We start from the raw sequence: 21,190 nt of genomic DNA on the forward strand, positions 1-21,190 counted from the left end.
AGCCCGGACCACCGGCCCGGGCTCGTCGCACACCGGTCAGAGGATCGACGCCGCCGGGGTCGCCGCCCAGGTCGGGAAGTCCGCGACACCCGCGTTGGTGATGCCGAACGTGCCGTTGCCGTTGGAGAACGCCACCGGGATCGAGCCCCAGCCGGCGACACCGGTCAACGCCAGGTCCGTGCGGCCGTCGCCGTTGAAGTCACGCGCCACGAGTTCGACGCCCGGCGAGTTCGCCCAGCCCGGGAAGTCCGCCACACCCGCGTTGGTGACGCTGAACGAGCCGTTGCCGTTGGAGAACGCGACGGGGATCGAACCCCAGCCCAGGCCACCGGTCAGCAGGATGTCCGTGCGGCCGTCGCCGTTGAAGTCCTTGGCCACGATCCGGACGTCCGCGGTCGTCGCCCACGTCGGGAAGTCCGGCACGCCGGCGTTGGTGACGCTGAACGTGCCGTTGCCGTTGGAGAACGCCACCGGGATCGAGCCCCAGCCGGCGACACCGGTCAACGCGAAGTCCATCCGCCGGTCGCCGTTGAAGTCGCCGGTGAGCACCTTGACGTTCGGGGTCGCCGCCCAGGCCGGGAAGTCCGGCACGCCCGCGTTGGTGATGCTGAACGAGCCGTCCCCGTTGGCGAACGCGACGGGGATCGAGCCCCAGCCCGGCACACCGGTCAGTGCGATGTCGGTGCGGCCGTCGCCGTTCACGTCGCCGGTCACCAGCTTCACGCTCGGCGTGTTCGCCCAGGTCGCGAAGTCCCCGACACCCGCGTTGGTGACGCTGAACGTGCCGTTGCCGTTGGAGAACGCGATGGGCACCGAGCCCCAGCCGGCACCGCCCGCCAGCGCGATGTCGGTGCGTCCGTCCGCGTTGAAGTCACCGGTGACGATCTTGACGCCCGGTGTGGTCGCCCAGACCGGGAAGTCGGCCACCCCGGCGTTGGTGATGGCGTACGTGCCGTTGCCGTTGGAGAACGCGACCGGGATGGAGCCCCAGCCGGCGGGACCGGTCAGTGCGATGTCGGTGCGTCCGTCGCCGTTGAAGTCACCGGTCAGCAGCTTCACGCCGGGCGTGCTCGACCAGGTGGCGAAGTCCGGCACACCCGCGTTGGTGACGCTGAACGCGCCGTTGCCCGCGGAGAACGCGGTCGGGATCGAGCCCCAGCCGGGCACACCGTTCAACGCGATGTCGCCGCGGCCGTCGGCGTTGTAGTCCGCCTTGGTGTCCGTCACGCCGTCGGAGACGGGCGCGTACAGCAGCAGGTTCGGCGAGCCGGCCGGGTCGGTGATCGCGTTCGGGGTCGCGTTGGTGAGCAACGCGTTCGCCACGAGCGGAGGGGTGTCGTACGGGTGGTTCGCGAGCCACAGCGCCGCCGCGCCCGCCACGTGCGGGGTCGCCATCGACGTGCCGCTGATCGTGTTCGACGCCGTGTCGCTGGTGTTCCACGCCGACGTGATGCTCGTTCCTGGCGCGAACAGGTCGGTGCAGGAGCCGAAGTCGGACGAGGAGGCGCGGCGGTCGTTGACGTCGGAGTTGTTGACGGTCAACGCCTCGGCGACCCTGGCCGGCGAGAAGCCGCACGCGTCCGCGTTGTTGTTGCCGGAGGCGATGGCGTAGGTGACGCCCGACGCGATCGAGTTCCGCACGGCCTGGTCGACCGCCGCGTTCGCACCCCCGCCCAGGCTCATGTTGGCGACCGCGGGCCGCACGGCGTTGGCGGTCACCCAGTCGATGCCGCTGATGACGCCCGTCCACGTGCCGGAACCCGAGCAGCCCAGCACCTTGACGGCGACCAGGTTCACGTTCTTCGCGATGCCGTACTCGGCGCCGCCGATGGTGCCGGCGACGTGCGTTCCGTGGCCGTTGCAGTCGGTGTTGTTGTTGTCCCCAGTGGTGTTCGTGCCCCAAGCGGCCCGGCCGCCGAACGTGGCGTGGCTCGTCCTGATGCCGGTGTCGATGACGTACGCGCGCACGTTCGCCGCACGCGACTCGAACGTGTACCGGCCGTCCCGCGCGTTCTGCCGCTGGTCGACCCGGTCGAGGCCCCACGACGGCGGACTCTGCTGCGAGTCGGTGAGGTGGACCTGGCCGTCCTCCTGGACGTAGGACACGGCCGGGTCCTTCGCGAGCCGGGCGGCCTGGCTCGCGCTCATCCGCGCGGCGAAACCGTGCAGGGCGTGCTGCCAGGTGGTCGTGACCGTGCCGCCGTACCTGTTGGTCAGCGCGGACGAAGTGGTGACCGCATTGTCCTTCAGAACAACGACATAGCTTCCCGGAATCGCTTCGGAAACCGCCCGCACGGCTGCGGGTTCGGCATTCGCCGACACCGCGGAGGCGCCGATCAGAGCAATGGCGACGGCACTTGCTCTGACCAGCCGCAAGGATCTCAGCGTAAGCATGAAGATCTACTTTCGTTCGGGTGACGAACAGGGCTCACCCGGTCGATCCTGCTGACTCGATCAGTTGCGCGGTAGTGCGGTGAATTGCCACAACGGGAATGCGTCAACGGCTTCGGCCGCCCGGGGAATGGACACGGGTCCGGATGGCTGCGGGCCGGCCGCGCCGCCAGGGGCAAAGGGCGGATGCGCTGCCCAGCCGCCTGGCGGGGGTGGGTTCAGCCGGGTAGCTGGTCGGTCCGGACGTCTGGCAGCTGGGAGCAACGCGAAGAACCCACGACACTGGGACACGACACGCGCAGAGCACGTCGGCGAAACGGAAGTGGTTCGTGACCGGTATTCCACAGTTCTTCTGAGGAAATTCCTCATCTTTCGCAATGATTTCTTGATCGAACTGTCCAACGTTCCCGTGGGACTCGCCGATGCTGTGCGCCGGACTTGCCCCCGACCGTCTCAGAAGGAGACCTTCTCATGTTCAACCGAATGCTGAGCGCCTTTGGCATCGGTGGCCCGTCCGTCGACACCGTGCTGGACTCGCCGCACGCCGTGCCCGGTCAGCCCCTCACCGGACAGGTCCGCATCCAGGGCGGCAGCTCGGACGCCGAGATCGGCCAGGTCGTGCTGACCCTGGTGACCCAGGTCGAGGCCCAGCGCGGTGGTTTCAGCGGTTTCGGCGGCTTCGGTGGTGGTGACGGGCAGGGCGAGGTCGCGGAGTTCTTCCGGACGGTCGTCCAGCAGGGGCTGCGGGTGCCCGCGGGTCAGCTGGTCTCGGTCCCGTTCCAGCTGGAGCTGCCGTGGGAGACGCCGATCACCGCGGTCGGCGGCGCGGCGCTGCCGGGGATGAGCGTGGGTGTGCGCACCGAGCTGATCGTCGCGGGTGCCCCCGACAAGGGTGACCTCGACTCGGTCCTGGTCGGTCCGGCGCCGTCGCAGAACAGGGTGCTGGACGCGTTCGGGCAACTCGGGTTCTCGTTCCGCGGCGCGGGTGTCGAGGCCGGGCGCCTGCCTGGTGTGCCGCACGAGCTCGGCTTCTACCAGCGGCTGGAGTTCTTCCCGCCGGCCCAGTTCGCGGGCCGGGTGAACCAGGTCGAGCTGACCTTCGTGGCCAACGCGCACGAGCTGCACGTGATGCTCCAGGCCGACCGGCACCGCGGCGGGTTCCCCGCGGGTGGTGACGCGGCCGGCCATCTGCGGCTCTCCCACCAGGAGGCGCAGGTCACCGACTGGGCGGCGGCGATCAGCGGCTGGCTCGCGCAGGTCGCCGAGCGGGGTCAGACGAACCCCGCGTTCGGCGGTCAGATGAACCCCGCGTTCGGCGGCCAGCCCGGGTATGGCGGCGGCTACGGCCACGACGACCACAACCAGCAGGGTCAACAGCGCGGATCGGGCAGGGGCGGCATGCTCGCCGCCGGTGCGGCCGGTGTCGCCGGAGGTCTGCTCGGCGGGATGGCGCTCAGCGGAATGGCCGACGAGTTCTTCGGCGACGACGACGACGAATGAGCCGGCACCGTCGAGTTGCCGGACTTCGAGCCATCGGGTAGGAGTCCACAGAGGACATTGCCGGCCCAGGAACGGAACGCATGCCCAGCCCACTGGACCTGTCGCTGATCCACGGGCCGATCCCCATCACCGCGACCGTCGCCGGCGCGCTCGCACTGGTCGCCCTGGCGGTCCGGAGCGACCGTTCGTGGTGGACCCGGATCGTGCCGGCCGTGGTGCTGGCGTGCGCCGTGTCGATGGTCGGGCTGAAGTACGTGGTCGACCACGTGTGGAAGCCGTGGCCCGAGCCGCTGCCCTCGACCCTCGTGGTGTGGGCGGGCGCCGTGCTGGTCGCGGTGTGCCTGGTGATCGCGCGGCTGCGCGCCGGGCGATGGGTCTCGCGAGCGCTGAGCGCGGTGCTGGTGCTGGTCGTGACGGCGGGCGCGGTGACGGCCGCGAACGCGCACTTCGGCTTCTACCCGACCTCGCGGGCGGTGCTGGAGGTGTTCACGAACAGCCGCGTCGACCTCGACGAGGCTGCGAAGCCGGCGTCGAGCGTGGTCGAGGTGCCCGCGGGCGGCAAGCTCGCCGACGTCTGGCGCAAGCCCGCGGACCTGCCCGGCAAGGGCACGGTGTCGGAGGCGGAGATCCCGGGCGCGTTCCGGGCGCGCAAGGCGTGGATCTACCTGCCGCCCGCCTACGCCGCGACGCCGCGCCCGCGCCTGCCGGTCGTGGTGCTGCTCGCCGGGCAGCCGGGGTCGCCGCGCGACTGGTTCGACGCGGGCAGGCTCCCCGAACGGCTGGACGCGTTCGCGCGCGAGCACGACGGGCTGGCACCGGTCGTGGTGGTGGCCGACCAGCTCGGCTCGCGCGCGGCGAACCCCCTGTGCCTGGACTCGAAGCTCGGCCGGTCCGAGACCTATCTGGCCCGTGAGGTCCCCGAGTGGATCAAACATCGGCTCACCGTGGACGAACGCCGCGAAGCCTGGACCATCGCGGGCCTCTCGCAGGGCGGCACGTGCGCCCTGCAGCTCGCCGTGCGCGCACCGGACGTGTACGGCAACTTCATCAACCTCACCGGGCAACGTGAACCCACTCTCGGCACGCGCGCCGAGACGGTCAAGGCCGCGTTCGACGGGGACGAGGCGGCGTACGTGCGCGTCAACCCGCTCGACATCCTCGCCCGCGAACAGTTCCCGCGGACCGCGGGCGTGGTCGTCGCGGGCCGGTTCGACCTGCCCTACCGCCAGGCGGACGCCGAGGTGTTCGAGGCCTGCCGCAAGGCCGGCATGGACGTGCTCTGGAAGGAACTGCCGGGAGCGCACGACTGGAACGTGTGGCGCTCAGGCCTCTACGACTCCCTGCCCTGGCTCGCCGCACGAACGGGCTTGAGCAGGTGACCCGCAGTCACCATCAGGAAACGAGAACGATGAGCACACAAGTGGACGACACGGCGGCCGGCACGACTGGAGCGGGTCCACTCGCTCGGGGAGCCGACCAGATCGCCCGGCCGATCGGCCGGGTGTTCCGGACCGCTCCGCTGACGTGTGTCTTCCTCGTCGTGTTCTGGACCGTCGGCGCGCTGACCGGTGCGCTGGGCGGTCAGAACGACGAGCTGCTCGCGCGGATCGGTTTCGGCACCGACAGTCCGTTGTGGACTGCTTTCTCCTCGGCGCTGTGGGCCATGGATCTCACGGGTTACGTCGTGACCACCGTGCTGTTGCTCGTGGTCGGCCCCCTGGCGGAACGCGAGCTCGGCGCCCTGCGCACCGCGGTGATCTTCCTCGCCTCCCACGTGGCCGGCGTGTTCCTGGGCTGCGGGGTGGTGCTGCTCGGCGGCGCGCTGGGCTGGTCCTGGCTCACGTCGCTCACCGGCACGGTCGCGGCCGGCCCGTCGGTCGGCGGGGTGGGACTCGCGCTGGCGCTGACGTTCCGCATGCCGGTGTTGTGGCGCCGCCGCGTCCGGCTCATGACAGCCCTGTCGCTGCTGGTGCTCGCCTTGTACTCGGGCTGGCTGGAGGACCTGCTGCGGCTGACCGGTGGCGTCGCCGGGCTGGTGATCGGTCTGCTCTTCCTGCGCCGGGACGTTGCCCGCACGCCGGGAACCCGGGCGGAGACACGGGTTCTCGTCGCGCTGCTGGTGGCGGCGTCGGCGCTCGGGCCGGTGGTGGCGATGATGTCGCCGTTCCCCAACGGTCCGCTGTCGTGGTTCTCCGACGTGGTGGCCGTCGCCCAGCCGGCGCGCGACGACGTGGACGCCGTGTGCGCCTCGGACGCGGCCGAGCAGTGCCGCACGATGCTGATCCAGCTGTCCTACGGACGGTTCCCGGCGCTGGTGATGTCGCTGTTGCCGGCGTTGTTGCTGCTGGTGCTGGCGGAAGGACTGCGGCGTGGGCGCCGGTTCGCCTGGTGGTCGGCGCTGGGCGCCACCGCGCTGTACGCGGCGGCCACCGGGTGGTACGTCGCGCAGGCGGTGCGGTTCCCCGACAACGGTGAGCTGGAAGTCGGTTTCTCCTACAGCGTGCCGATCCTGGCCCCACTCGTCGTCACCCTCGTGCTGTTGCTGACGCGCAAGCACTTCACCGTGCGGCTGCCTCGGCACGCGATCCGGAAGTTCTGGCGGTTCACGCTGGGCAGCGTCGGCCTGCTGTCCGCGCTGTACGTGTTCGGCGGCTACCTGGTGCGGGACCGGTTCTCACCGGAGCCGGGTTTCCTCCAGCTGCTCACGGACCTGCCGACGCGGTTCCTGCCGCCGGGCTACCTCGGGCTGGTGCCGTTGCAGTTCAAGGCGAACGGGTTCGCCGGCACGGTGCTGTTCGAGTACACCGGTGTGGTGTTCTGGCTGATCGTGCTGGCCGGTCTGCTGATGGCGTCGTGGCGCGCGTGGCCGTCGTCGTCGGAGGAAGAAGCCGCCCGCGCCCGTGAACTGATGCGGCGGCACGGAGGTTCGTCATTGGCGTACATGACGACGTGGCGCGGCAACGAGTACTGGTTCACCCCGGACGGCGAGACGATGATCGCGTACCGCGTGGTGGCCACCATCGCGCTGACCGTCGGCGACCCGATCGGGCCGAACCGAGTGGACGCCGTGCGCGGGTTCGCCGAGTTCTGCCAGGAGAACGGCTGGACGCCGTGCCTGTACAGCATCAGCGCCGAGACCAGGGACGAGATCGCCCCGCTCGGCTGGCCGGCGGTGCAGGTCGCCGAGGACACCGTGATCGAGCTGGACACCCTGGCGTTCACCGGCAAGAAGTGGCAGGACGTGCGCACCGCGCTGAACAAGGCCGCCAAGGAAGGCATCACCGCCGAGTGGTGCACCTACGCCGACGCCCCGCCGGCGATCACCGACCAGATCCGGTCGATCTCCGCGGAGTGGGTGGCGGACAAGGGCCTGCCCGAGATGGGCTTCACCCTCGGTGGCCTGGAGGAGCTGACCGGCGACGGTGTGCGGTGCCTGCTCGCGATCGACGCCGACCGCACCGTGCACGGCATCACGAGCTGGCTGCCGGTCTACGCCGACGGCGAGATCGTCGGCTACACGCTCGACTTCATGCGCCGCCGTGCCAACGGCTTCCGCGGCACGATGGAGTTCCTGATCGCCTCGGCGGCCTTGCAGCTCAAGGAAGAGGGCGTGCGGTTCCTGAGCCTGTCCGGCGCTCCGCTGGCCCGGCTGGACCGAGGTGAGCGCCCCGGTGTGCTGCAACGGGTGCTGGACGTCACCGGCCAGGTGATGGAACCGGTCTACGGGTTCCGCTCCCTGTTCGCGTTCAAGGCCAAGTTCCAGCCGGCCTACCGGCCGATGTACATGTCCTATCCGGACTCCGCCGCCCTGCCCCGCATCGCCAACGCGGTCAGCCGCGCCTACCTGCCGCACGTCACGCCGCGCCAGGGCCTTCGCCTCGCCACCAGGCTGATCGCCCGTTCGTGAGCATCCACAGTGGACTGTGCTGGTCCGCTCGGGAAGTCCGGCCGATCGGCGGGGTCCGCACCCCGACCTGACGGATGGCCCGCGACCCGGCCACAGCGCGACAGTGTTCGCATGACAAAGATGCCACCACCGCAGGACACCTCAGCTGCGCCGGAGACATCGCCGCCCCCGACGCCGGCCTCGACCGAACCAGCCCCGTCGATGGGGCGTTTGGTCGGGGTCGACCTGGCCCGCGCCCTGGCCGTGTTCGGCATGTACGTCGTGCACCTCGGCCCTTCGGTGACCAACGCGAGCGGCGTCGGCGCCTGGGTGCGTCAACTGACGGAGGGCCGTTCGTCGGCCCTGTTCGCCACGCTCGCCGGGTTCTCGCTGATGCTGATCGCCGGCCGTCTGGAACCGAAGACCGGTGTGGCCGGCCGGCAGGCGAAGGCCCGGATCGCGATCCGGGCCGCGGTCCTGCTCGTCCTGGGCACTGTGATGATCACGTTCTACGGCGACGTGGTGATTCTCGCCTCCTACGGGCTCTTCTTCCTGCTGGCTCTGCCACTGGTGCGACTGAGCGCCAGGACGCTCGCGATCATCGCGGCAGGGATCGCCGTCGTCGGGCCGCTGGTGGCCTTCGGCCTCAGGTCCGTGATCACCGAACCGGTCAAGGCCGCCGTGAAGGCCTACGACCCACTCGCCCAGGCAGGCGGCGCCGGCCTGCTGGACCTCACGCTCACCGGCTTCTACCCCGCGATCCCCTGGATGGCGTTCATCGTCGCCGGCATGGCACTGGGCAGGCTGGACGTGTCCTCCGGCGCCGTGCGGAAGCGGCTGGCCGTGTTCGGACCCGCTCTCGCCGTGTTCGCCTACGGCACCTCCTGGCTGCTGGCCCAGCTGATCGACGGCGTCCGGGAAGCCGCGGACATGCAGTCCGCCAGGGAACCCGGCGGCGGGGACAAGGGTGCGGGGCTGAAGGAACTCGGCTCCGCGGGCGACATGATGCCGCCCAGCGGGAACGGATCGGCGTGGTCGTTGCTGACGTCAGGACCGCACAGCGGAATGACCTTCGACGTCCTCGGCTGCATCGGAGTCGCGATCACCGTCATCGTGCTCGCGATGATGGCGGTCGACCGGCTGCCGCTGCTGCGCCGCGTGGCCGCACCGGTCATCGCGGTGGGCACCATGTCCCTGACCTGCTACGTCGGCCACTTCGTGCTCTCGTCCCAGATGTCCGGTGGATCCGGGGACGGCGTGACCGGCGTGACCGCCGGACAGGAGTCCCAGGCGTCCTGGACGCCGGTGCTCATGTTCATCTTCGGCGCCATGGCGTTCGCCTTCATCTGGTCCCGCTTCTTCAACAGGGGACCACTGGAGTACCTGCTCAACCTCGCCACCAAGCCGGCGAAGTACCTCCGCTGACGCCCCCGCCGACCGGCTGGCCGAAACCTGCCGGTCGGCGACCAGGGCCTGCCAGTTCTCGGATGGCGGCCCTCGTCGGCCCTGACGAGACTGCACGTGTGAAGCGTCCACAGAGGAGAGTGACATGACCCGGGCGGTTGCCTTCGGCGACGAGGGACTCGTGCGAACGGGGTTCCGCCTCGTGCTGCTGGACAACGGGATGCCGGATGTGGACGGCCTCACCATCCCGCATCGGCCGCAGCGCCTCAGGCCGGCACCGGTCGTGGCGCTGCCGAGCGGGTGCGGGGAGCCGGTGTGAGCCACCGCCCGTCCAGCAGGCTGGTCGACGCCGCGGTGCTCGTGGCCGCGGTGGCCGAGGGAGTGCTGACCACGATCGCCGAGGGCACCCCGTACGGGGTCGTCACGATCGCGATCGCCGTACTCGCCCTCCTCGTGCGCGAACGCCTGCCGCTGCCGGCCTTCCTGGCGACCCTGCCGGCGGTGCTGTTCCCCGGCGCGATCGTGCCGGCGATCGTCGCCCTGCACGTGGTGTCCAGCCGCTGCCGTGACTGGCGGCTGCTCGCGGGGTGCGGGCTCCTCGCCACGGCCGGTTTCGTCTTCCCGATGGCGGGGCTCGCTCCGTCGATCTGGAATTCCCACACGCTGCTCGGCGTCATCTACGCCACGATGACGGCGCTCGCCCCGATCCTGCTCGGCCAGTTCCTGCGCTCCCGGCACGAGCTGGCGCTGCGGCTGGAAGAGGTCAAGGAGGCACGGGAGCACGAACGGCGGTTCGACGCCGAGGCGATCCTCGCGCGAGAACGCAACCAGCTCGCTCGCGAGATGCACGACGTCGTCTCCCACCAGGTGAGCCTGATCGCGGTGCAGGCGAGTGCGCTCATGGTCAGCACCTCGGACCCGAACGCCAAGCAGGCGGCGGAGAACGTGCGGCAGCTGTCGGTGAACACGCTCGACGAGCTGCGGCACATGGTGAACCTGCTGCGCGACTCGGGCACACCGTCGACCGAGCTCACCCCGCAGCCCACGCTGACCGATCTCGAACGCCTCATCGGCAACAGCGCGATCGACGCACGGCTGGTCGGCGTCGCGCCGGAAGGGCTGGAACCGCCGGTGCAGCGGGCGATCTACCGCACGATCCAGGAGGCGCTGACCAACGTGCGCAAGCACGCCCCCGGCGCCGGCGCCACCATCGAGATCAGCCGCGACGACACGGACCTCACCGTCACCGTCACCAACACGCGGCCGACCAGACCGAACCTCGCCCTGCCCAGCGCCCACCACGGACTCATCGGTCTGCGGGAACGAGCCGCACTGCTGGGCGGAAAGCTCCACACCGGCGTCACACCCGACGGTGGGTTCCGGCTGCGGCTGCGGCTACCGGTGCTGGCACCGGTGGCCACGACATCCTGGACCAACGAGCGAATGGAGTCCGGTCTGTGAGACAGGACCAGCAGGGGCTGACCGCGGCCGAAGTGGCGCACCGGATCGAGCTCGGCCAGACCAACGACGTTCCCGCCAAGGCCGGGCGCAGCACCTGGGAGATCGTGCGGTCCAACGTCTTCACCAGGATCAACGCGGTGTTCGCGGTGCTCGCGGCGATCGTGTTCTCGACCGGACACCTGCTCGACGGCCTGTTCGCGGGCCTGATCGTCGCCAACAGCGTGGTCGGGATCGTGCAGGAGCTGCGCGCCAAGCGAACCCTGGACCGGCTGGCGATCGTCGGGCAGGTGAAGCCGCGGGTCCGGCGGGACGGTGTGACCGCCGAACTCGCCCCGCACCAGGTCGTGCTCGACGACGTGATCGAGATCGGTCCGGGCGACCAGATCGTCGTGGACGGTGTCGTCGTAGCGGACACCTCGCTGGAGGTGGACGAGTCGTTGCTGACCGGCGAGTCCGACCCGGTGGTCAAGCAGACGGGCGACCCGGTGCTCTCGGGCAGCTTCGTCGCCTCCGGCAGCGGCGCCTACCGGGCCACGAAGGTCGGCCGCGAGGCCTACGCGGCCGAGCTGGCCGAACAGGCCGGCAAGTTCACCCTGGTCGACTCCGAGCTGCGCAACGGCATCGACAAGATCCTCAAGTTCATCACCTACCTGCTGATCCCCGCGGGCGCACTGTCGATCTACAACCAGATCTCCGGCAACCAGCCGCTGCCGGACGCTTTGCGCGGCATGGTCGCCGCGCTGGTGCCGATGGTCCCGGAAGGACTGATCCTGATGACGTCGATCGCGTTCGCGGTCGGCGTGGTGCGGCTGGGCAAACGGCAGTGCCTGGTCAACGAGCTGCCCGCGATCGAAGGTCTGGCCAGGGTCGACGTCGTGTGCGCCGACAAGACCGGCACTCTGACCGAGAACGCCATGCGCGTCGCGGAACTGCGAGTCGTCGACGGCGACGAGGAGACCGCCGTACCGGCACTCGCGGCGCTGGCCGCCGCCGACCCGCGTCCCAACGCCAGCCTGCAGGCCATCGCCGAGGCCTACCCGCACGCACCGCGGTGGCGCGTCGAGGGCGTCGTGCCGTTCTCCTCTGCGCGCAAGTGGAGCGGAGCCGAGTTCGGCGCCGACGGGAACTGGGTTCTCGGAGCACCCGACGTGCTGCTCGACGCCACACCGGTGCGTGCCGAGGCCGAACGGCTGGGCGCGCAAGGACTGCGCGTGCTGCTGCTGGGCCGCACCGACCACCCGCTCCGGCAGCTGGAGCGCCCGCAGGCCCTCAAGCCGGTAGCGCTGGTCGTGCTGGAGCAGCGGGTCCGTCCGGACGCGGGGGAGACCTTGGCGTACTTCGGCGAGCAGGGCGTGGCCGTGAAGGTGATCTCCGGCGACAACGCGGTGTCGGTGGGCGCGGTGGCGAGCACACTGGGACTGCCGGACGGGGACCGCCCCGTCGACGCCCGCACGTTCGCCGACGACCCCGGTGCCCTCGCCGGCGCGGTGGAGCGGGGCACCGTGTTCGGCAGGGTCACGCCGGCGCAGAAACGGGAGATGGTCGGCGCTCTGCAGTCGTCCGGGCACACCGTCGCGATGACCGGCGACGGCGTCAACGACGTGCTGGCGCTCAAGGACGCCGACATCGGCGTGGCCATGGGCGCCGGCAGCCCGGCCACCCGGTCGGTCGCCCAGATCGTGTTGCTGGACAACAGGTTCGCCACCCTGCCGCACGTGGTCGCCGAAGGCAGGCGCGTCATCGGCAACATCGAACAAGTGGCCAACCTCTTCCTCACCAAGACCGTCTACTCCGTGCTGCTGGCGCTGCTGGTCGGCGTTCCAGGGCTGATCGGCCTGGAGGCGCTGCCCTACCCGTTCCTGCCCCGGCACGTCACGATCGTCGGCTGGTTCACCATCGGCCTGCCCGCGTTCGCGCTGTCGCTCGCCCCCAACCTCGAACGCGCCCGCAGCGGGTTCGTCGCCCGAGTGATGCGCACGGCCGTACCCGCGGGTGTGGTGATCGCGGCGGCCTCCTTCACCTGCTACGCGCTGACCTACCAGGGAGCGGCGTCGACCGCGGCGGAGAAACTGCAGGCGAGCACGGCGGCGTTGATCACCCTCATCGCCATCGCGCTGTGGGTGCTGGGCATCGTCGCCCGGCCCTACCAGTGGTGGAAGATCGCGCTGATCGGTCTCATGGTCACGCTGTCGTCGCTGATGTTCCTGCTGCCGATCACCCGGTCGCTGTTCCTGCTCGACCTCGGCAACAGCGCCACGATCGCGGTCGCCATCGCCTGCGCCGCGGCGGGAATCGCGCTTCTCGAGGCAGGCTGGTGGGTGGACGGCCGGCTGCGCGGCGAGAACCAGCCCGCCTGATCGCCCGCGGGTACCTCGGTCGCGGAGCTCGCCCAGTGCGTCCACTCGGACGTCGTGCCCTGGCGTCCGGGCGGTTCCAGCCGGGTAGCCGAGCGGTTTCAGTCACTCGGCGGGGTGCGGACACAGGCCGGCGGCATGTGTGCTGTGGACGGGTACCGCGCCATGCCATGCCACCCCATGGCGCGATACCCGTCAACCGGATCAGTACATTCAGGACTCTCCGCGACGGCGTGCGGGACGAGGATCGGCGTCCGCCTCGCGAGCCACCGGCCGGGTCCTGAGGAAGGTGCGAGCCACCGGCCGGCCGGGCGTCACCCGGCCGACCGGCATTCCGCGTTCAGACCCGCTGGAGCGCGAACCGCTGGTTGAGCCCGGTCCCCGCGGTCCACTGCGAGACGCGCGCCCCGTCCGCGGTCGAGGCCTCCCACACGTCCATGGCGAGACCGCTCTGCCGGTTCACCAGGCTGACCACCCCGAGGCCCTGGTCGACCACCTGCCACTGCTGGCTCGGCGCACCCGTGTCGGCCTGCTGGGTGATGTCCGCGCCGGTGCTCGAACTCGCGACCTGCAGCACCAGACCGCTGTGCCGCGCCCGGATCCGGTAGTAGCCGCCGCCGGAGTCGAGGAAGTCGAACACCTGGTTCTGCCCGCCCGTGGCCGTCCACTGGATCGCGGCGGCACCGGCGGCCGTGGAGGCGCCGTTGATGTCGACCAGCTTGTTGCTGTGCTGGGCGACGATCCGGTAGTCCACGCCCGGCTGCACCGGGCCCGTACCGCCGCCCGCGGTGCCGACGGGTGCGCGGGACAGCGCCAGTGCCTGGGCGAGGTCGGGCAGCGGCTTCAACCGGTAGCTGTAGGTGTAGTCCCGGTTGGGGAACAGCTTGTAGGTGTCGAGGGGCTGGGCGCCCCAGCTGTCGTTGCCGCCGACGCCGGTCTGGCGCAGGTTCAGCCGCAGCACCACGTCCTGACGCCGGGTCAGCTGGTAGTCGTGCCGCGCCCCCTTCGAGAGGTCCTCGGGGGTGAAGTAGGACGCGTTCACCTCCAGCGGCTGGTCGCCGTACGCCAGCAGGCCGCGGCCGCTGCCGTTGACCAGGGCGACCCAGCGGACGTCGGTCTTGTTGCCGTTCTCCTGCGGCCGGAGGTAGCCGGTCCACTGCTCGGCGACGGTCGACGAGTACACGCCGATGTCGGAACCGGTCTTGCGGTCCCACATGTTCTCGTGCGGGCCGCGGCCGTAGTAGCGCAGCCGGGAGAGCTCACCCGGCAGGAACAGCATCGTGCCGACCTCGGGGATGTAGGGCAGGCTCGACGACCCGGGGTGCAGGGTGTTGTCGACCTTGATCTCGCCGTTGCCGTAGACGGTGCAGGTCATGGTGAACGTCGAGGCGGTGCTGGTCGGCAGGGTGCCGCCGACGGTGACCCGCACCGCGCGGTCGGACAGCCGGTCCAGCGTCACGCGGCTGACCGTGCGGTTCGCGCCGGCGTTGCGCCACGTGCCGTTGCGGTTCGGGTGGCCGTTGCCGATGTCGTTGTCGGTCGGGCCGCGCCAGAAGTTCGGCACCGGCCCGGAGCTCAGCAACCGCATGCCCATCGCCTCGTAGGAGGTGATCACGCCGTTGGACTTCGCGATGGTGACGGTGAAGTCCTGACCGGTGACGGTGATGCGGTCGCTGGTCTCGGTGGCGGTCAGCACCGGCACCGACGTCACCGGTACCGGCACGACCGGCGGGCTGTCGAAGTTCACCGGCAGCTGCTGCTTGGCCACCTCGAAACCGGCGGGCGCCCACGGCGTCGCCGTGCGCAGCTTGAACGACAGCTGCAGGAAGTGCTCTTCCCCCGGTGCCGGGTTCGCCGGGCGCTGGACCGGCAGCTGCACCGTCTTGGCCGACAGCGGCGCGATGTCGGCCTGCTCGGCGGTGAGCTGTCCACTTTGGACCACCGTGCCGTCGGCCACCAGTGCCCAGTCGGCGACGAACTCGTCGACGTTGGTGAACAGGTGCTCGTTGGTGATCCGGACGGCCCCCGCGGCACCCGCGGTGGCGGCGTTGATCGCCTGGTAGACCTGCTTGACCTCGACGGCCTTGCCGCTGATCCGCCGGTCCGGGGTGACGATGCCGTCGCCGCTGAACGCGCCGTCGTTCGGGTTGTCGCCCCAGTCGCCGCCGTAGGCCAGGTACGTGACACCGGTCGACGTCTTCCAGGTCAGGGCCTGGTCGACGAAGTCCCAGATCCAGCCGCCCTGCAGGATCGGGTTGGCCCGGATGACGTCCCAGTACTCCTTGAGGTTGCCGGTCGAGTTGCCCATGCTGTGGCTGTACTCGATCATCACGTACGGGCGCCGGTCGTTGGTGTCCCTCGCCCGGTTCGCCACCCCGGCCGGGCTTTCGTACATCGCGGACCGGATGTCGCTGACCTGGGGCCGGTTGTCGCCCTCGTACTGGATGATCCGGGTGGGGTCGGCCGCGCGGATCCAGTCCCGCATCGCGACGAAGTTGCTGCCGCCGCCCGCCTCGTTGCCGAGCGACCACATGATCACCGAGGGGTGGTTCTTGTCCCGGTGCACCATCTGGGCGGCCCGGTCGAGCACCGCCGCGGTCCAGTCGGACTTCGAGTCCGGGTAGTTGTCCCGGATGCCGTGGGTCTCCAGGTTCGTCTCGTCCAGCACGTACAGGCCGTACTCGTCGGCCAGGTCGTACCACACCGGGTTGTTGGGGTAGTGCGACGTGCGGACCGTGTTGATGTTGATCTGCTTCATCACCGTGATGTCGCGGACCAGGTCCTCGCGGGTCAGCGCGGCACCGCGGTCCGGGTGCATCTCATGCCGGTTGGTGCCGCGCAACGACACCGGCTTGCCGTTGATCCGCATGAGCCCGTCCTTGATGGCGAACTCGCGGAAGCCGACCCTGGCCGACACGGTCTGGATCACCGCGCCCGCCGGGTCCTTCACCGTCAGCACCGCGGTGTAGAGGTTCGGGTGCTCGGCGGACCAGAGCAGCGGTCCCTGCACGGCCTTCGAGCCGCGCGCGGTGGCCTCCTGCCCGGTCGAGGGAGAGTTCACCGCCGTGCGCAGCGGTTCCGGCCACACCGCCTGCCTGTTCTGGTCGTACAGCTGGGTTTCCACGGTGAACGTGCCCGGCTGCTGGCCGCCGCTGTTGCGCAGCACGACCGCCACCCCGAGGTCGGCGTTGGTGTAGTTGTCCCGCAACGGCGTGGTGATGGTGAAGTCGCGCAGGTGCACGGGCGGCAGCGAGTACAGGAAGACCGGACGGAAGATCCCGGACAGCCGGATCATGTCCTGGTCCTCCAGCCAGTCCCCGTCCGGGTACCGGTAGACCTCGACCGCGAGCAGGTTCGAGCCCGCGCGCACCTGATCGGTGATGTCGAACTCCGCCGGCGTGTACGAGCCTTCGCGGTAGCCCACCTTGGTGCCGTTGACCCACAGGTAGAACCCGGACTTCACGCCCTCGAAGTGGATGTGCACCCGCCGCCCCTGCCACGCGGGCGGGAGCGTGAACGTCCTGCGGTACTGGCCGACCGGGTTGACCCGCGTCGGTGCGAACGGTGGCTGCGCGTTCTCGTTCTGGCCGTTGCCGCCCCACCACGGGTAGGTGACGTTGACGTAGATCGGGTTGTCGTAGCCGTGCAGCTGCCAGTTCGCCGGCACCGGCAGGCTCGCCCAGGCGCTGTCGTTGTAGTCGGTGCGCCAGAAGTTCAGGTCGCGGTCCGCCGGTTTGGTGACGTGCTTGAACTTCCAGGTGCCGGTCAGGTCGAGCCGGAACGGCGAGTCCGTGCGGTCCGCCACGAGCGCCTGCTGGAGATCGGCGTACGGCATGAGCGTGGCGTGCGGGGGCTGCGCGTTGACCTGGAAGATCCCGATGTTGTTGTTCCACTCGGGATAACCGTTGGGCGGGTCGGTCCACGCCGCGGCCTCGACCGTGCCCGCCGCCGTCGCGGGCACGGCGGGCAGGGCGGGCTCGGCCGCGGCGGCCCTGGCGAGGGCCGGCGCGGCCAGCGCCGCCAGCCCGCCGCCGAGCACGGTGCGGCGGCGGACCGAGGGACGTTCCTTCGGTGCGTTGGACAACGTGTTCTCCTAGCCCGTCAGCACGGGGAGTTGGTCTGGGTGAGCAGGCCGAGCCGCCACGGCAGGCTGTTGTAGTCGCCGCCCGAGTTGGGATCACGCCCCTGGTACAGGTAGCGCATGTTGCAGGGGCTGATGGTCAGCGTCTGGTCGCGGCCGGACCGGATCATCTCGCCGTGGCTGATGTCCTTCGTCCACGCGCCGGCCGGGAACGTGACGTTGGCCGCGCCCGCCAGCGGCGCGCTCTCGGTGTCGGCCAGCGCCGTCCACGGCCCGGCGATGCTGCTCGACGTCCACGACCGGAAGTACCTGCCCTGCGAGCCGATCGCCTCGACGATCAGCGCGTACTGGTTGGCACCGTCCACCTTGTACACGTTGGACGCCTCGAACAACGCGTACTTGTTCGAGTCCTGCGCGGCGATGACCGGCTCGCTCATGCCGTTCGGGAAGTTCCCGATCGCGGTCTGCGACCGGTAGAGGTGACCGTTGTCGTCGGAGGAGAACAGGTGGCAGTCGGTCGCGTCGCAGATGACCCACATGTCGACCCAGTAGCCGCTGCCGATGTTGTCCCTGATGATCTTCGGCATGTCGGTGTAGAAGTGCTTCGGCGCGCTCCACCCGGCCGGGTTGTTGATGTCCGGGTTGGTGGAGTAGGCGGCGTTGCCGTCCTGGTAGACGAGGTACCAGAGGTTCTGCGGCGCGAAGAAGAACACCTCGGGCGCCGCCCGGTAGCCGGTGCCGATGCCCGACCGGTCGAGGTAGAAGTGGGGTGCCGCGCTCGCCTGCGCCCAGTCGGTGAAGCTCAGGTACACCATGTTGTAGCCGGCGGCGTTCGCCACGCTGGCGAAGACGTGCCACTTGCCGTCGTGGTAGACGACCGACGGGTCCTTGATGCCCGCGATGTTGTGCGTGGCGTCGGACTTCGGCGCGATCAGCTGCTGGCTGGAGCTCCAGGTGAACTGCGACGGCAGCGGTCCGGGGCCGGGGCCGGGGCCCGGGTCCTTCAGGCCGGTCCACTGCTGGTTGGTGCCGCCGTTGCAGGTCCACGCGATGACCTTGGTGCCGTTGGCGGTGCCACGTCCGTTGACGTCGAGGCACAGTCCGGTTTGGACGTTGGTGATGGTGCCGTTGCTGTTGACGTTCCACTTCTGGTTGTTGCCGCCGCCGCAGTTCGCGATGGTCGCCGACGCGCCGGAACCCGAGCCGGACGTGTCGAGACACCGCTTCGAGTCACCGGTGTAGACCGTGATCTCACCGGCCGTCGAGCGCACCCACTGCTGGTTCGTGCCGTTGCCGCAGTCCCAGATCTGCAACTGGGTACCAGGGGAGGTCGACGAGTTCGGCACGTCCAGGCACTTGCCCGCGGACACGGAGCGCAGCGTGCCATTGCCGCCACCACCGCCGCCGCCGTTCAGCGCGTCGAGCACTGCGGTGTACGCCTGCTTCTTGTTGTAGTTGCCGTCGAACAGCAACGGGGTGTCGCCCGAACGCCACGAGTACTTGTCCGTGATGCCCCACGGGGTGATCCCCGTGCAACGGCTCACCGCCATGCATGCCTTCACCACCGTCCGATAGGTCTCGGCCTGCGCGGAACCGGAGCCGCCGACGTCGAGCTCCGTGATCTGCACGTCGACGCCGAGATCGGCGAACCGCTGCAGGTTCGCCTGGTAGCTGCTCAGGTTCGCGCCCTGGCCGAGGTGGGTCTGGAAGCCGACGCAGTCGATCGGCACGCCGCGGGACTTGAAGTCGCGCACCATGTTGTAGATGCCGGTGCTCTTGGCGTTGATGCCGTCGGTGTTGTAGTCGTTGTAGCAGAGCTTCGCGTTGGGGTCGGCCGCGCGGGCGGTGCGGAACGCGTCCTCCATGTAGCCGTCACCGAGCCGCTGCTGCACGAACCACTGGCGACGGGTGCCGTTCTCCTCGAACGCCTCGTTGACCACGTCCCAGGCGTAGATCTGGCCCTTCCAGTGACCGGCCACCTGGTTGATGTGGTTGGCGATCGCCGAGCGCAGGTCGTTGCCGTTCAGGCCGTTCACCCAGCCCGGGATCTGCTGGTACCACACGAACGTGTGGCCGCGGATCGACATGCCTCGGCTGCGCGCCTGGCTCACGATCTGGTCCGCGGGACCGAAGTTGAACTGGTTGCGGTTGGGCTCGACGGTGTCCCACTTCATCTCGTTCTCGGGCGTGACGCTGTTGAACTCCGTGCCCCAGGTGTTCACGTACGCCGAGTCGCCGAGGTGGCTCGCGGAGATCGCGGCACCGAAGTAGCGGCCGCTCTGGGCCGCCGCCGCCCCGAGCGTGCTCGCCGCCGCGGTGGCGGTCGTGGGGGAGATGGTGAGAGTGGCCGCGGTGAGTCCTGCGGTCAGCGCGGCGAGCGCCGTTCTGACCCGTCGGCGCGGAGGTGGACTGGTGAACATCGAAACCCTCGTTTCATCGTTGAAGGGGGTCTTGATCGAATCGCCGTCGGCCACCTGGCCCGCCGCGCCTGCGGGCCAGGTGGCTTTCAAACTGGAGAGCCGGTCAGCCGAGCGCCCATTGCTGGTTGCTGCCGCCGTTGCACGTCCAGAGCTCGACCAGGGCGCCGTCGGCGGTGGACGCGCCGGTCACGTCCAGGCACAGCCCCGACTGGACGCCGGTGATCGTGCCGTTGGCGTTGAACTGCCACTGCTGGTTCGACTGGCTGTTGCAGCTCCAGGTGATCACCTTGGTGCCCGCGCTGGTGCCCTGGCCGTTGGCGTCGAGGCACAGCGTCGAGCCGCCGACGGAGACGGTCAGCTGGTTCTCCGCGGTGCGCGTCCAGGACTGGTTGGCCTGGCCGGTGCAGGAGCGGATCTGCAGCTGGGTGCCGGAGCCCGCGCCGTCGAGGCACTTGCCGGCGCCCGTGGCGTGCAGCGGGCCGACGCCGGTGTTGCTGCCGAGGGCGTAACCGGCGGCGGCGATGTTGGCCTGCACCGCGTCCTCGGTGGCGTTGGTCGGGTAACCCGCCGTCATCACGCCCTCGTAGAACGTGCCGGCGGAACCGATGCTGTTGTCGCCGCCGGTGCCGAGGATGATCGCGCCTTCCTTGCGCATCGGGTTGTACCCGTTGACGTTCGGGCGCTTGCCGTCGTAGTAGGTGGACAGGCCGCCGCTCTGCGCGTTGCCCGCCCGGATGGCCCAGTGGTTGGGCTCGCCCTTGATGATCGCGGTCAGGAACCGGTGGCTCACCGACGGGTCGTTGGCGTTGTAGCCCGCGTTCACGCCGGAGAACAGGCCGTTCTCCAGGTCGGCCATCACCCAGGGACCGTTGCCCGTGCCGTAGCCCCAGACCTTGATGTTGCCGAAGTAGATGGCCTCCATCGTGCCGTTGCCGTTGTCGCGGCTGTTGCGCTCGGCGTTGCCGTAGTCGAAGCAGCAACCGCCGTTGTAGTGCGTGCCGTTGAAGACCGCGTACATGCCCTCCGGCTGGTCACCGGTCGCCGTGCCGGTGGCGTTGTTGTTGCGGTAACCGGTTCCCGGGTTGACGAAGACGCCGTACGCCTTGTGCCCGCCGACCGAGATCGGGGCCGCGGCCGCGTTCGCCAGGTTGTCGTAACCGCCCGGTGCCGGGCCGGGGAAGCCTCCAGGAGGTGCCTGGGTGAGGTGGTTGCCGCGGCCGGACTGGTCGTAGATGATCGTGATGAGGCAGGTCGTGTTGGCGCAGAAGGAATCCTGCGCCGCCGCGTCGGCCACGCCGCCCGCGGCCAGCAGGCCGATGTCGCGGGTCGTGTTGTCCGACGAACGCCGTACCTGGTACAGCGCGCCGGCGTACGAGCCGTACAACGCTCTGGTCGTGCTGTGCGCGGCCACGCAAGGGGTGCTGCCGGCGGCGTAGATGTCGCACGGGCCTTGTGTGGCGGCTTGGGACGTGCCGGCGGTGGCGCCCACGACCAGCGCGATCGACGCGCCCGCGCCGACGAGCAGTCCGGTTAGCCGTGATGATCGGGTTGACATCGAGGAACTCCTTTGTTCACAGGGAGATCGCCCATCCGTCCACAGTGGAACGAAGGGGATCGAACGCAGACCTCGGCGCCGCGCCGGAGGGCACGGTGTCGGTTTTCACCACGGTGTCGCGGGGGAGAAGGCAGGGGT

Annotated in this window: 11 protein-coding genes; 7 read left to right on the forward strand and 4 right to left on the reverse strand. The window is 69.8% G+C overall.

Features of this window, described 5'->3' with window-relative positions; all coding sequences use genetic code 11:
• Nucleotides 1-36: 36 nt before the first annotated feature.
• On the reverse strand, nucleotides 37-2,394 hold the full coding sequence (locus ACWEIJ_RS43410) for an FG-GAP-like repeat-containing protein (protein WP_449843141.1): 2,358 nt from the start codon (nucleotides 2,392-2,394) through the stop codon (nucleotides 37-39).
• A gap of 468 nt (nucleotides 2,395-2,862) precedes the next feature.
• On the opposite strand from ACWEIJ_RS43410, the gene ACWEIJ_RS43415 reads away from it, so the two are divergent.
• The 7 genes from ACWEIJ_RS43415 to ACWEIJ_RS43445 all read left to right on the forward strand — a co-directional run bounded on the left by ACWEIJ_RS43415 (nucleotide 2,863) and on the right by ACWEIJ_RS43445 (nucleotide 12,999).
• The gene (locus ACWEIJ_RS43415) at nucleotides 2,863-3,891 is read left to right on the forward strand and encodes a sporulation protein (protein WP_449843142.1); all 1,029 of its coding nucleotides are present in this window, start codon (nucleotides 2,863-2,865) and stop codon (nucleotides 3,889-3,891) included.
• Nucleotides 3,892-3,971: 80 nt separating this feature from the next.
• Entirely contained in the window at nucleotides 3,972-5,270 is a 1,299-nt protein-coding gene (locus ACWEIJ_RS43420; protein WP_449843143.1) for an alpha/beta hydrolase, read from the forward strand.
• 29 nt (nucleotides 5,271-5,299) lie between these two features.
• On the forward strand, nucleotides 5,300-7,798 hold the full coding sequence (locus ACWEIJ_RS43425; protein ID WP_449843144.1) for a bifunctional lysylphosphatidylglycerol flippase/synthetase MprF: 2,499 nt from the start codon (nucleotides 5,300-5,302) through the stop codon (nucleotides 7,796-7,798).
• A gap of 201 nt (nucleotides 7,799-7,999) precedes the next feature.
• Nucleotides 8,000-9,202: a DUF418 domain-containing protein gene (locus tag ACWEIJ_RS43430; RefSeq protein WP_449843145.1), complete on the forward strand. Its 1,203-nt coding sequence runs from the start codon at nucleotides 8,000-8,002 to the stop codon at nucleotides 9,200-9,202.
• Between the two features lie 124 nt (nucleotides 9,203-9,326).
• The gene (locus tag ACWEIJ_RS43435) at nucleotides 9,327-9,500 is read left to right on the forward strand and encodes a hypothetical protein (protein ID WP_449843146.1); all 174 of its coding nucleotides are present in this window, start codon (nucleotides 9,327-9,329) and stop codon (nucleotides 9,498-9,500) included.
• A complete protein-coding gene (locus ACWEIJ_RS43440) occupies nucleotides 9,497-10,642 on the forward strand; it encodes a sensor histidine kinase (RefSeq protein ID WP_449843147.1) in 1,146 nt (381 codons plus the stop codon). Before ACWEIJ_RS43435 ends, ACWEIJ_RS43440 begins: the two co-directional genes overlap by 4 nt.
• Nucleotides 10,639-12,999: an HAD-IC family P-type ATPase gene (locus tag ACWEIJ_RS43445; protein ID WP_449843148.1), complete on the forward strand. Its 2,361-nt coding sequence runs from the start codon at nucleotides 10,639-10,641 to the stop codon at nucleotides 12,997-12,999. Before ACWEIJ_RS43440 ends, ACWEIJ_RS43445 begins: the two co-directional genes overlap by 4 nt.
• Before the next feature lie 337 nt (nucleotides 13,000-13,336).
• Here ACWEIJ_RS43445 and ACWEIJ_RS43450 read toward each other — a convergent pair whose 3' ends face one another.
• From ACWEIJ_RS43450 to ACWEIJ_RS43460, 3 genes are all read right to left on the reverse strand, one after another.
• Nucleotides 13,337-17,080, reverse strand: a complete 3,744-nt coding sequence (locus tag ACWEIJ_RS43450; protein ID WP_449843149.1) for a glycoside hydrolase family 2 TIM barrel-domain containing protein — start codon at nucleotides 17,078-17,080, stop codon at nucleotides 13,337-13,339.
• A gap of 17 nt (nucleotides 17,081-17,097) precedes the next feature.
• Complete coding sequence (locus ACWEIJ_RS43455) at nucleotides 17,098-19,497, reverse strand: non-reducing end alpha-L-arabinofuranosidase family hydrolase (protein WP_449843150.1); 2,400 nt, start codon at nucleotides 19,495-19,497, stop codon at nucleotides 17,098-17,100.
• 103 nt (nucleotides 19,498-19,600) lie between these two features.
• On the reverse strand, nucleotides 19,601-21,052 hold the full coding sequence (locus ACWEIJ_RS43460) for an arabinofuranosidase catalytic domain-containing protein (RefSeq protein WP_449843151.1): 1,452 nt from the start codon (nucleotides 21,050-21,052) through the stop codon (nucleotides 19,601-19,603).
• Nucleotides 21,053-21,190 lie beyond the last annotated feature (138 nt).

This window comes from Lentzea sp. NPDC004789, assembly GCF_053601075.1.